This is a genomic window from Microtetraspora fusca (genome assembly GCF_001570365.1).
In the GTDB taxonomy this organism is placed as follows: Bacteria; Actinomycetota; Actinomycetes; order Streptosporangiales; family Streptosporangiaceae; genus Microtetraspora; species Microtetraspora fusca.
Map to the genome: position 1 here is coordinate 100,171 of NZ_BBYK01000067.1, position 11,380 is coordinate 111,550.

General features: G+C 72.5%; 13 protein-coding genes. 5 read left to right on the forward strand and 8 right to left on the reverse strand.

Going from position 1 to position 11,380, the window contains the following annotated elements; all coding sequences use genetic code 11:
* Positions 1 to 74: 74 nt before the first annotated feature.
* The gene (locus AWQ68_RS32155; protein WP_066947774.1) at positions 75 to 632 is read left to right on the forward strand and encodes an ArsR/SmtB family transcription factor; all 558 of its coding nucleotides are present in this window, start codon (positions 75 to 77) and stop codon (positions 630 to 632) included.
* A gap of 14 nt (positions 633 to 646) precedes the next feature.
* A complete protein-coding gene (locus AWQ68_RS32160; protein ID WP_066947778.1) occupies positions 647 to 1,888 on the forward strand; it encodes an MFS transporter in 1,242 nt (413 codons plus the stop codon).
* A gap of 102 nt (positions 1,889 to 1,990) precedes the next feature.
* On the opposite strand, the gene AWQ68_RS32165 is transcribed toward AWQ68_RS32160, so the two are convergent.
* A complete protein-coding gene (locus AWQ68_RS32165; protein WP_066947780.1) occupies positions 1,991 to 2,875 on the reverse strand; it encodes a helix-turn-helix transcriptional regulator in 885 nt (294 codons plus the stop codon).
* On the opposite strand from AWQ68_RS32165, the gene AWQ68_RS32170 reads away from it, so the two are divergent.
* Complete coding sequence (locus tag AWQ68_RS32170) at positions 2,874 to 4,007, forward strand: MFS transporter (RefSeq protein ID WP_066947783.1); 1,134 nt, start codon at positions 2,874 to 2,876, stop codon at positions 4,005 to 4,007. The genes AWQ68_RS32165 and AWQ68_RS32170 overlap by 2 nt on opposite strands.
* Before the next feature lie 91 nt (positions 4,008 to 4,098).
* Here AWQ68_RS32170 and AWQ68_RS32175 read toward each other — a convergent pair whose 3' ends face one another.
* Entirely contained in the window at positions 4,099 to 5,310 is a 1,212-nt protein-coding gene (locus AWQ68_RS32175) for an MFS transporter (protein WP_066947786.1), read from the reverse strand.
* 234 nt (positions 5,311 to 5,544) lie between these two features.
* Here AWQ68_RS32175 and AWQ68_RS32180 point away from each other — a divergent pair, with 234 nt between their 5' ends.
* The gene (locus tag AWQ68_RS32180; RefSeq protein WP_066947789.1) at positions 5,545 to 6,018 is read left to right on the forward strand and encodes a winged helix-turn-helix transcriptional regulator; all 474 of its coding nucleotides are present in this window, start codon (positions 5,545 to 5,547) and stop codon (positions 6,016 to 6,018) included.
* Positions 6,019 to 6,050: 32 nt separating this feature from the next.
* Positions 6,051 to 6,641 (forward strand): GNAT family N-acetyltransferase, encoded by a 591-nt coding sequence (locus AWQ68_RS32185; RefSeq protein ID WP_066947792.1) that lies wholly within the window; start codon positions 6,051 to 6,053, stop codon positions 6,639 to 6,641.
* 89 nt (positions 6,642 to 6,730) lie between these two features.
* Here the strand turns inward: AWQ68_RS32185 and AWQ68_RS42970 are convergent, their stop codons facing one another.
* The 6 genes from AWQ68_RS42970 to AWQ68_RS43790 all read right to left on the reverse strand — a co-directional run.
* On the reverse strand, positions 6,731 to 7,000 hold the full coding sequence (locus AWQ68_RS42970; protein ID WP_157546014.1) for a hypothetical protein: 270 nt from the start codon (positions 6,998 to 7,000) through the stop codon (positions 6,731 to 6,733).
* A gap of 183 nt (positions 7,001 to 7,183) precedes the next feature.
* Positions 7,184 to 8,059 (reverse strand): 3-methyl-2-oxobutanoate hydroxymethyltransferase, encoded by an 876-nt coding sequence (gene panB / locus AWQ68_RS32190; RefSeq protein ID WP_066947794.1) that lies wholly within the window; start codon positions 8,057 to 8,059, stop codon positions 7,184 to 7,186.
* Between the two features lie 196 nt (positions 8,060 to 8,255).
* Positions 8,256 to 8,471 (reverse strand): hypothetical protein, encoded by a 216-nt coding sequence (locus AWQ68_RS41465; RefSeq protein WP_169809025.1) that lies wholly within the window; start codon positions 8,469 to 8,471, stop codon positions 8,256 to 8,258.
* 109 nt (positions 8,472 to 8,580) lie between these two features.
* Positions 8,581 to 9,021, reverse strand: a complete 441-nt coding sequence (locus AWQ68_RS32195; protein ID WP_066947797.1) for a hypothetical protein — start codon at positions 9,019 to 9,021, stop codon at positions 8,581 to 8,583.
* A 172-nt stretch (positions 9,022 to 9,193) separates the two neighbouring features.
* On the reverse strand, positions 9,194 to 10,627 hold the full coding sequence (locus AWQ68_RS32200) for a lipase maturation factor family protein (protein ID WP_066947834.1): 1,434 nt from the start codon (positions 10,625 to 10,627) through the stop codon (positions 9,194 to 9,196).
* 19 nt (positions 10,628 to 10,646) lie between these two features.
* The coding region (locus AWQ68_RS43790; protein ID WP_169809026.1) for a phytoene desaturase family protein at positions 10,647 to 11,380 on the reverse strand (734 nt) is incomplete at its 5' end.

An 11,380-nucleotide genomic window follows, 5' to 3' on the forward strand; every position in this document is an offset into this window, starting at 1 on the left:
CGCTCCGGTTTTCCTCCCGATGGATCTTCACGACGGTATTGAGAAGAAATCTTTGCACAGCTATCTTCTCATTCATGGCGGAGATCCAGCGGAGAGACCTGTCCGACCCCGAGGCGCTGAAGGCGCTCGCCCATCCGCTGCGCCAGCGGATGCTCACCCGCCTCCAGCGGCGGGGCCCGGCCACGTCGGCGATCCTCGCCGCCGAGTTCGGCGAGGATCGCGGCGCCACGAGCTATCACCTGCGGTGCCTCGCCCGCTTCGGCTTCATCGAGGTGGACGCCGACCGCTCGGCGGGGCGGCGGAAGTTCTGGCGGGCCGTCCCCCTGGACCTGCGGCTCCCCGGCCGCCCGGAGGACGCCGACGCGGAGGTGGCCGCGGCCGAGCTGGGCCGGCGGTGGCGCGAGCAGGGCGAGCGCGAACTGGCGGCGTTCCTCGCGGACGAACACGCCTTCGGCGAGTTCGGCGACGCGGCGCTGAGTTCGATCGGCGGCACCACCCTGACGGCCGCGGAGCTGGCCGCCTTCACGGAGGAGTACGTGGCGCTGCTCAACCGCTGGCGCCGCGTTCCGGAGGAGGCGCCCGAGGGCGCCCGGCACATCACGGTGATCTTCCACGCCTTCCCCACGCCCTGACGGGGGGAGGCACGATGACCGAAGCCCCGGCCCGCCGGCCGTCTCTGTGGCGCAACCGCGACTTCCTCGTCCTGTGGAGCGGCCAGATCGTGTCCACCCTGGGCTCCCGGGTCAGCGCGATGGCCATGCCGCTGCTCGTGCTCTCGATCACGGGGTCCGCGGCCGACGCCGGCGTCGTGGCCGCCGTGACCTCCCTCCCGTACCTGGTGGTGAACCTCCTCGCCGGCACGCTGGTCGATCGCTGGGACCGCCGCCGCGTCATGCTGGCCGGTCAGCTCACTGCGGGGGCCGCTCTCGCGAGCGTCTGCGTCGCCTGGTGGCTCGGCGCCCTCACGCTGCTCCACCTGGTGATCGCCGCGTTCGTCCAGGGCGTCTGCTTCGTCTTCTACGGCATCGCCGAGGAGGCCGCCCTGCCGCAAATCGTGCCCGCCCCGCTCCTGCCCGCCGCCATCGCGCAGAACGAGGCCAAGACCCGCGGCGCCGGTCTCGCCGGCCCTCCCGTCGGCGGCGCCCTGTTCGGCATCGGCCAGGCCGTCCCGTTCCTGGCGAGCGCCCTCTCCTATCTGGTCGCCGCGTTCGCCCTGCTGTTCGTACGGTCCGACCTGCGAAGCGAGCGCGCGGAGCGGCCCGGATCGCTCTGGCGCGACACCACGGCGGGCCTGCGGTGGCTCTGGGCGCACCCCCTGATCCGCGTCGCCGTGCTCCTGGTCGCGGCGAGCAACATGATCTTCGCCGGGCTCGCCCTCGTGCTCGTCGTGCTCGCCCGGGAGCTGGGCGCGTCCGCCGCCGAGACGGGGGTGATGATGGGCGTCTACGGCGGCGGCGGGCTGCTCGGCGCGATCGTCGCCGGCCGTCTGCACCGCCGCTTCAGCCCCAGAGCCGTGATCATCGGAATCAACTGGGTCTGGGCCCTGCTGCTCCCGTTGATCGCAATCGCCCCTCACCCGCTGCTGGCCGGGTTGATCGCCGCGGGGACCTCGTTCGTCGGCCCGATGTGGAACATCGTGATCGGGACGTACCAGATGACACTGGTGCCGAACGGGATGCTGGGGCGGGTCGGCAGCGCGGCCATGACGCTGAGCTGGGGCGTCATCCCGCTGGGTTCCCTGGCCGTGAGCCGGCTCCTCACCGTGCTGAGCCCCGGCGGCACCGTGCTGGTCCTGGCCGGCGGGATGCTGGCCGTCGCCATCGCCGCGACCGCGAGCCGGGCGGTACGGCAGGCCCCTCCCCTGCCCTTCGGCCTCAGCGACGGGTGACACGGCCGCGCTCGACGACTTCCGGGTGGCGAACGTCGCGGGAAGGTCATCGCGACGCGGACGGCCACCTTCCCGGGTGCCCGGACCGCGCGGCCGGCCCGGTCAGCCCTGGATCGAGACGGGCCGGTCCAGTCGCGCAAGGCGTTCGAGACCCTGCGCGTCGTCCCCGGTCGCGGGAAGGAAGACGACGAGGTGCTGGGTGACGTCCTCGGCGACCACCAGCTTCGTGTAGTTGAGGGTGATCCGCCCCACGTGCGGATGGTTGAAATGCTTGGTCGCCGGGGTGAACGCCTGGATGGGATGGGCCGACCACATCGAGGCGAACGCGGGACTGGCCGCCAGCAACGCGTCGACCAGCGCGGTGGTCCGCGGGTCATCGGGGTTCTTTCCGGCCGCCGCCCGGAACTGCCCGAGGATCGCGCGGGCCTCGCGCTGCCAGTCGACGAGCAGCGTGCGCGTGCCCGGGCGCGTGAACAGAAGCCAGATGCTGTTTCGTTCCTCGTCCGGCAGGTCCGCCAGTCCGCCGACGAGATCGGCGTACGCGCGGTTGTACGCCAGCAGGTCCCAGCTCTGGTTGATCACGTGGGCCGGGTTGGGGTCCAGTGTCTCCACCAGCGCCCGCAGCGTCGGGTTGACCGGCGTCCGACGCGCCGGCTCGGCCGGCAGCGGCGCCTCGGCGAGCGCGAAGAGATGACTGCGCTCCGCCGGTGTGAGCCGTAGCGCGCGCGAGAGGCTTTCGAGCACCTGCCTGGAGACGGTGATGTCCCGGGCCTGTTCCAGCCAGGTGTACCAGGTGACGCTCACCCCGGAGAGTTGCGCCACCTCCTCGCGCCGCAGGCCGGGTGTGCGCCTACGGGAGCCGCCGGCCAACCCGACCGCCTCGGGGCTGAGAGACTCCCGCCGAGAGCGCAGAAAGCCCGCCAGCTCCTTACGACTCAGCGCCTGGGGGAGGCGGGTCACGGTCCTCGCGGTCGGATCCTTCGCCATGGGCACCGACTCCTTCGTGCTGGCCGGCATCCTGCCGCAGATCTCGAGCGGGCTCGGCCAGTCGATCAGCGCCACCGGCCAGGCCATCACCGCCTTCTCCCTTACCTACGGGCTGACCGCGCCGTTCCTCGCCGCGTTCACCGGCAAACTTCCCCGTAAGCCGTTGATGGCGTTCGCCCTGGCCGTGTTCGTCGCGGCCAACCTCGCCTCGGCCGCCGCGCCGACGCTGGCGCTCATGCTCGTCGCGCGGGTCGCGGCCGGGCTCGGCGCCGCCCTCTACACGCCGAACGCGAGCGCGGCGGCCGCCGCGCTCGCCGGGCCGGCCCACCGCGGCCGGGCACTCGCGGCCATCCTTGGCGGGCTGACCGTCGGCACCGTCCTCGGCGTGCCGGTCGGCACCTGGATCGGCCAGCACCTGTCCTGGCAGGCGAGCCTGATCTTCGTCGCGCTCGTGGGCGCGGTCGCGCTGGTCGGCCTTCTCGCCGTCCTGCCGCCCCTGCCGCTGCCCCCGCCCGTGCCGCTCCGCGCCCGAGTCGCGGTGCTGGCCCACGCCCGGGTGGTGGCGATCGTGGCGTTCATGCTCCTGGAGAGCGCGGCCGCCATCCTCGTCTACACCTACGTCGCCCAGGTCCTCGACGACACCGTGCACGCCCACGGCACGACCCTCGCGCTGCTCCTGCTCGCCTGGGGAGTCGGCGGCGCCATATGCGCGTTCGGCAGCGGCCGGCTCACCGACCGATGGGGCGCCGACCGCACGCTGTCGCTCGCGATCGGCCTGCTCGCCGTGACCCTCACCGTACTCGCCGTCTCGTCCTCACTGCCGCTCGCGTTCGCCGTCATGACGCTCAACGGCGCGGCGGGGTGGGCGGTGGCGACGCCGAACAACCACCGGCTCACCGAGTTCGTCCCGCACCTGCCCGGCGTCGTCATCTCCTTCAACTCCGCAGGCATCTACCTCGGCCAGGCGATCGGCGCAGGGCTTGGCGGCGTCCTGCTCGACGCGATCTCGGCGACTCAACTGTGCTACGTCGGCGCGGGCATCGCCGTGCTGGCGGCCGCGCTGCACCTGTTCATCATCCGCACGCCCGCGACGCCGGCGGCACTTGACGAAGTCGCCCGGACTCGGGGCTGAACCGACCGGTGGCGGGCTGCTCGGCGGGTCGTCGCCGGCCCTCTGCACCGCCCGTTCAGCCCCAGAACGGGGCACCTCCCCTGCCCCGGCCTCAGCGACGGGCGACGTGGTCGCCGTGCCGTGCGTACCGGACGTGGACGAGCGCCCACACGGCGAACGCGAGCAGGCTGATCGCCCCGCCCAGCACACATACCGCGCTCCAGCCGGCGGCCGCGTAAACAGCGGTCGACGCGATGGCGCCCGCGGCGCTGCCGATCGAGTAGAAGACCATGTAGCCGCCGATCAGCCGGCTGCCCGCGTCCGGACGCACCGCGTAAATGACACTCTGGTTCGTGACGTGGACGGCCTGGACGGCCAGGTCGAGCACGACCGCGCCGGCCGCCAGCGCCCAGAGTGACCGCTCGGTGAAGGCGAGGGGCAGCCAGGACACGGCGAGCAGAGCCAGCGCCGTGCCGGTGGTCCACTCGCCGAGGCCGCGGTCGTGCAGGCGGCCGGCCGGGGCGGCGACCAGCGCCCCCGCCGCGCCGACCAGCCCGAACGCCCCGATCGCGGTGTGCGAGAGCGACAGCGGCGCGGCGCTCAGCGGCAGGGCGACGCAGCTCCACAGAGTGCTGAACGCGGCGAAGACGAGCAGGGCGAGCAGGGCGCGGAACCGGAACACGGGCTCCTCGGTGAACAGCGCGATCGTCGACGCCAGCAGCCGCCGGTACCCCATGGACGGCCCGCCCCGGTCGCGGCGCGGCAGCAGGCGGCACAGGCAGAGGGCGATCAGGAGAGTGAGGGCGGCCGAGGTCAGGTAGACCGACCGCCAGCCCGCGAGGTCCGCCAGGGCGCCGGAGACGGTACGGGCGAGCAGGATGCCCACGACCACCCCGCCGGTCACCTGGCCGACGACCCGGCCCCGCCGCTCCGCCCCGGCCAGTGACGCGGCGAACGCGACGAGCGTCTGGGTCACGACGGCGAGGACGCCCACCGCCGTGAGGGCGGCGAGCAGGACCGGCGCGCCGGGGGCGGCGCCCACGACGGCCAGCGCCGCCGCGAGCAGCGCCGACTGCGTGACGACGAGGCGGCGCGGCTCGACCAGGTCACCCAGCGGCACGAGGAAGAACAGCCCGAGCCCGTAGCCGATCTGCGTGAGGGTGACGACGACGCCGACGGTCGCCGGTCCGATCGCCAGATCGCGGCCCAGGGTGACCAGGAGGGGCTGCGCGAAGTAGACGTTGGCGACCGCCGTCCCGCAGGCGACGGCGAACAGCGCCGTGACCCGGCGGGAGGGCGCGGGCGGCGTCGTTCCCTCATTCACCGATGGCCGCGGTGCGCCCTCGCCCCTCTGCGGCATGCCTTCGCGCCCCGGCATTGGTGGGGTGGCCTCGCGCCCCGGCGGCGCCCCCTCCCGTGCCCCCGCATGCGCCTCCGCTGTCGTCGTCTCCTGTGGGCAGGCCACGACCCCTCCTCCAAATCGGTTGCATCTTGCTACCGCTCGGACGCTAGAGGAGATTGGTAGCATGTTGCAACTGGATGGGGCGAGGAGGACGCGATGGTCAGGCGGACGCGCTTCAACGACAGCGACTGTCCCGTCGCGCGGTCGGTCGACGCGATCGGCGACTGGTGGTCGCTGCTGATCGTTCGCGACGCGTTCGACGGCAGCCGCCGCTTCGGCGAGTTCCAGCGCGGACTCGGCGTGGCCAAGAACATCCTCGCGGCGCGGCTGCGCGCCCTCGTGGACGGCGGCGTCCTCGATGTCGTCCCCGCGTCCGACGGCAGCGCCTACAACGAGTACGTCCTGACCCCCAAGGGCCGGGATCTCTTCAACGTCATCGTCGCGCTGCGGCAGTGGGGTGAGGCCCACTTCTTCGCTCCGGAGGAGCCGCATTCGGAGATCGTCGACCGCCGGGACGAGCGCCCCCTCCGCGCGCTGGAGGTACGCTCCGCCGACGGGAGGCGGCTCGGTCCCGACGACGCCGTGGTGAAGAAGGTCGCGCCACCTGCCGCCGCGCATACTCCCAGTTGAAACACCCCGCACCGACCCCGCATTGGAGTGGCATGTCATCGCTCGCCCGTCCCGCCGACCACGCCGACGTGGAAGCGGCCGTACGCACGCTCACCCGCGCGTTCGCCGACTATCCGTGGACGCGGCACACGGTCGCGGCGGACGACCATCTGGGCCGGATCGGCCGATTTCAGGAGCTGTTCGTCACCCGTATCGGCCTGCCGCACGGCCGGGTCTGGGTCACGCCGGACTGCGGGGCGGTGTCCGTCTGGACCACCCCCGAGAGCACCGGCATCGGCGAGGTGTTCGCGGAGCTGGCACCGGCCTTCACCGAGCTGAGCGGCGACCGGGCGCCCTTCGCCGCGTCGGCCGAGGCCGCGCTGGCCCCGTACCGTCCGGCCGAGCCCGTGTGGTTCCTCGGCACGGTCGGGGTCGATCCGGACCACCAGGGCAAGGGACTGGGCCGGGCCGTGATCGAGCCCGGGATCAGGGCGGCGGAGGAGGCGGGGGTCCCCGCATTCTTGGAGACGTCCACCGAGGCGAACGTCGCGTTCTACCGGCGGCTCGGATTCGAGGTCACCGCCGAGGTTGACCTGCCGGACGGCGGCCCGCGTACCTGGGCGATGATCCGCCGCCCGCGCTGAGCCGGGTCCGCCGCAGGGCGGCGGGAGGTCGTCAGGTGATACGGACACGCACGGGGCGGCGGCCGCCGCCCCGTGCGCTGGAGGCCACGTCAGTGCGAGACGGTACCCGGGGTGACCACGGAGGACTGCGCCTTACCGTGGTGCTTCCTGCCCCTGTGGTGGTGACCCTTCTTGCTCTTCCTCACGCCCTTCCCAGGAAGGACGCCGCTCCGGTGGCTGTGGAGATGGGCGGAGACGGTGTGCCCCGCCGAGTGCGCGTTGCTCTCGGCGAGGGCCACACCACCCCCCGCGCCCCCCGTCCAGACGACTCCGGCGACCGTCAGACCCAGTGCGGCCACGGCGATACGCGTGACGTTCAACTTCCCCTCCGATGACTACAGACGGCGATGTCGCCATCACTGTAGATGACGAAGGAGTGTCAGCAACGGGTACTCGCGCGCGTCTTTGTCTTCCGTTCGGAGGCGGTGCGCCGTGATGGAGATCAGCAGAGGTGCGGCGGCCTTCCCGATCCCCGGGTGGGACCGGGAAGGCCGCGCGTCGGATCAGCGGTAGGAATGCTCCGCGGCGGGATAGACGCCGCTCACCACCTCGTCCGCGTAGGTGCGCGCGGCCTCCTCGAGGAGGCCGGCGAGATCGGCGTACTTCTTGACGAATTTGGCGGTGCGCGGGGTGAGGCCGGCCATGTCCTGCCAGACCAGCACCTGGGCGTCGGTCCGGTTGCCGCCGCCGATGCCGATCGTCGAGATCGACAGGGACGCGGTGACGCGGGCGGCGAGGTCCTCCGGGACGCACTCCAGCACGACCGCGAACGCGCCGGCCGCCTCCAGCGCCTTGGCGTCCTTCAAAAGTTCCTCTCCCGCGCTGCCACGGCCCTGGACGCGGTAACCGCCGAGCGTATTCACCGACTGCGGGGTGAGGCCGAGGTGGCCGATCACGGGGATGCCGGCCGCGACGATCGCCGCGACCTGCGGGACGACCCTGCGGCCGCCCTCCAGCTTGACGGCGTGCGCCCCGGCCTCCTTGACGAAGCGGGCCGCGGCGGCGAGCGCCTGCGGCGCCCCGGCCTGGTACGAGCCGAACGGAAGGTCGGCGACGACCATGGCCCGCTTCGACCCGCGGACGACCGCCGCGGCGAGCGGCAGCAGGTCGTCCACGGTCACCGGGACCGTGGAGTCGTGGCCGAAGACGACCTCCGCGGCGGTGTCGCCGACGAGGAGCACGGGGATGCCCGCCTCGTCGAAGATCCGGGCGGTGAGGGCGTCGTAGGCGGTGAGCATGGGCCACTTCTCGCGCCGCTCCTTGGCGGCCGCGATGTCGCGTACGGTGACCCGCCTCCCGGTCGCGCCGCCGTACAGGGCGGTCGGGTGAGGGGCGGGCCGTGCGGGCGAGGCGACGGCTGCGGACACAGATGCAGACATGGGAAACCTCCGGTCTCGAGGCGCCACGGTGGCGTACCCGGACGGATTCGATCTTGCCACGTGGTCCATCGCTCGGGTAGCCCGTGATCCTCGCGCGACCGGCTCGGGAGGTGCGCTCCCACTTGAGAGCGTCCGGCGTACCGGAGCCGGCCGCCGCGTCCGCGCCTGAACGCGGCGGCCGGCTCCGTCGCCCGGCTCAGTCTTTCGGCCGGACGAAGAGTTCGAGGTGCGAGCACCGGACGCATCGGTACGCGTCGATGATCCAGCGCGGCTTGCCGAAGCGTCGCGCGGCGCCGAAAACACCCCGTTCAAGAGGGCCCGGGATCCAGCGGCCGTAGCCCTGGGAATGTTCGCCGCTGTCTTCGATGAATCCCGGCTCCAGATTTGGATCGCCACATTGGGTGCATTTCACATCCCGAGTATGTGGGCGAACCCCTCCCGCGATCACGTGGTCTCCTGGCCCGGTTTTCCAGGAGAACCGAGCGCCGGCGACGGCTCTCACCTCGCTCGGCAGGCGCCTGTCAACCGCCCTGCCGCCAGACCAGCCTCCAGCCGGAGCATTTTCCGGTGATCCTGGTGGAGGTGCCCCGGCAGACCTTCGCCTCCGTCTTCAGGACGTATCCCGCCCTCACGCTGAACGCCCGCGGAGTCGACGAGCAGTTCCTGAACGTGACGGTCCGGTATTTCAGCTTGTCCGACAGCGACCTCACCTTCACCCACGAGCAGGCACGCGTGCCCCTCGCGTCGTACAGGGAGCCGGTGACGCGCAGGCCGGCGGACTCGCTGAACGACGAGCTGCCCGAAGCCCAGCCCTTCCCGTCCGAGGAGCGGGCCGACCACCCCTGCGCGGCGGCGGCCGAGGCCGCCGTCGGCGGTACGGCCGACGCGGAGGCGGACGGGACGCCCACCCCGAGGCCGGCGACCGCCGCGAGCCCCAGAACGACACAGATGCGACCCCGCATGAAATTCCCTTTCAGCCGCGACAGCGATAGATCACGAATTGCCAGGAAGTCCTTGCAGTGCACTTATCGGGCGCTTTCATCCCAGGCCAGCAGTAGTGGGGATCGCCCTTCTACCCGCCGGCGTCTGGCGGCCAGGAACAGCGGGGGTGCTTGCGGCGGGCGGTCGGTGGCGTCAGCGGGAGGGGCCGAGCCTGACCGGCGGGAGGTACTCCTCCACCAGCTCGCGCTCCCACCACTGCCTGGTCGCGCGCCGCTCCCGGTGCGTGGTGAAGCTGTAGCGGTAGAGGAGGGCGCGGACGAACGTCGGCGGGGCGTCCGGGAAGGGGACCTCCCGCAGCAGCCGCAGCGTCGCCCGGTCGTTCGTCAGCAGCTTGCGCACGAACGGCACGAGCCACGGGTGCGCGTACGCCGCCGACAGCCCGGCGAACCACATCAGCCAGTCGAGCCGCAGGTGGTAGGGCGCGAACTGGGGCGGCAGCCGTCCCAGCGCGCCCGGCTTGCCCTTGAACCCGTACTCCCGCCACACCGTCTCCGGCGTGACCTCCGGGTCGCGGGTGCCCTCGATCACCACCTCGTAGCGGGCCCTGGTCACGCTGCCGAAGGCGCCGTACGTGTTGACCAGGTGGAACGGATTGAAGCTGGCGTTCATCAGCTGGTGCCGCGACACCAGGTTGCGGGCCGGCCAGTAGCTGAGCGCGACGACGAGCACGGTCGCGGCGAGGACCACCCCGGTGAACCACAGCGGCTCGGCCGTGGGGTGCGGCGGAGGCGGGAACCCCAGCATGCGGACCAGGTCCGCCCAGGAGACCACCGAGGCCGCCAGCACGACAGTGAGCCAGTTCAGCCAGGCGAAGTTCCCCGACAGGATCAGCCAGAGCTGGGTGGCGATCATCACGCCCGCCGCCACGCTCGCGTACGGCTGGGGCGCGAACAGCCCGAACGGCGCGACGAGCTGGGCGAAGTGGTTGCCCGCGACCTCGACCCGGTGCGCCGGACGGGGCAGCCGGTGAAAGTACCAGCTCAGCGGGCCCGGCATCGGCTGGGTCTCGTGGTGGTAGTACAGGCAGGTCAGGTCGCGCCAGCAGCGGTCGCCGCGCATCTTGATGAGGCCGGCGCCGAACTCCAGCCGGAACAGCAGCCAGCGCAGCAGCCACAGCACGAGCACGGGCGGCGCGGTGCCCGAGTTGCCGAGGAAGATCGCGAGGAAGCCGGCCTCGCACAGCAGCGACTCCCAGCCGAAGGAGTACCAGACCTGGCCCACGTTGACGATGGACAGGTAGAGGACCCACAGGAGCGCCCACAGCGGCATCGCGCCCCAGAGCGGGACCAGGTCGGCGAGCCCGATCAGGAGGACCGCGGACAGCAGCGCGCCGGCTCCCGCGACCAGGGAGAAGAACCGGTCCGAATAGTGGAGGTGGAAGATGCTCGGCGCGCGGCTGAACGGCACCCGGCGCAGGAACGTGGGCACCGGCGTCAGCCCGTTCTCGCCGAGCAGCGCGGGGAACTGGTTCAGCGCGACGAGAAAGCCGACCAGATAGATCGCGGCCAGGCCCCGCTGGAACACCATCCGGCTGAGCCAGTAGTCCGGCGCCGCGAACCAGTCCATGATCGTCACCCCCTCGGCGCTACTCCCCCGGGGCGCCCCCGAAGACCCTGCGCAGCGCGGCGCGCGCCGCGTGGTAGCCGCACATGCCGTGCACTCCGGGTCCCGGCGGTGTGGCCGACGAGCACAGGTAGACCGCCCGGTCCGGCGTGGCGTACGGCAGGACGGCCGGGCGCGGGCGCAGCAGCAGGCGCAGCCGGTCGCACCGGCCGCCCGCGATGTCGCCCCCGGGATCGTTGCGGTCGCGTGCCTCGATCTCGGCGGGCCCGGCGGCGGCCCGGGCCAGGACGCGATCGCGGAATCCCGGGGCGAAGCGCTCGATCTGGCGCTCGATCGCCTCCGTGAGGTCGCCGCGCCAGCCGTTCGGCACGTGCCCGTAGACCCACAGGACGTGCCGGCCGTCCGGCGTCCGCGTGCCGTCGAACAGGCTGGGCTGCGCGGCGATCAGGAACGGGACGCGCGGCGCGACGCCCCGGTGCGCGGCGCGCAGGGCGGCGCCGATCTCCTCGAACGTCGGCCCGATGTGCACGGTGCCCGCGCGGGCGCACTCCGCCGCCGTCCACGGCACCGGCCCGGACAGCGCGTAGTCGATCTTGAAGACGCCGGGGCCGTGGGCGTAGCGGCGCATCCGCGCCGCGAACCGCTCGGGCAGCCGGTCGCCGGCCAGTGCCGCGAGGTCCTCCGGCATGACGTCGAGCAGGTACGCGCGGGCGGGCGGCAGCTCGGCGAGGCTCGCGACGGGGCGCCCGGTCTCGA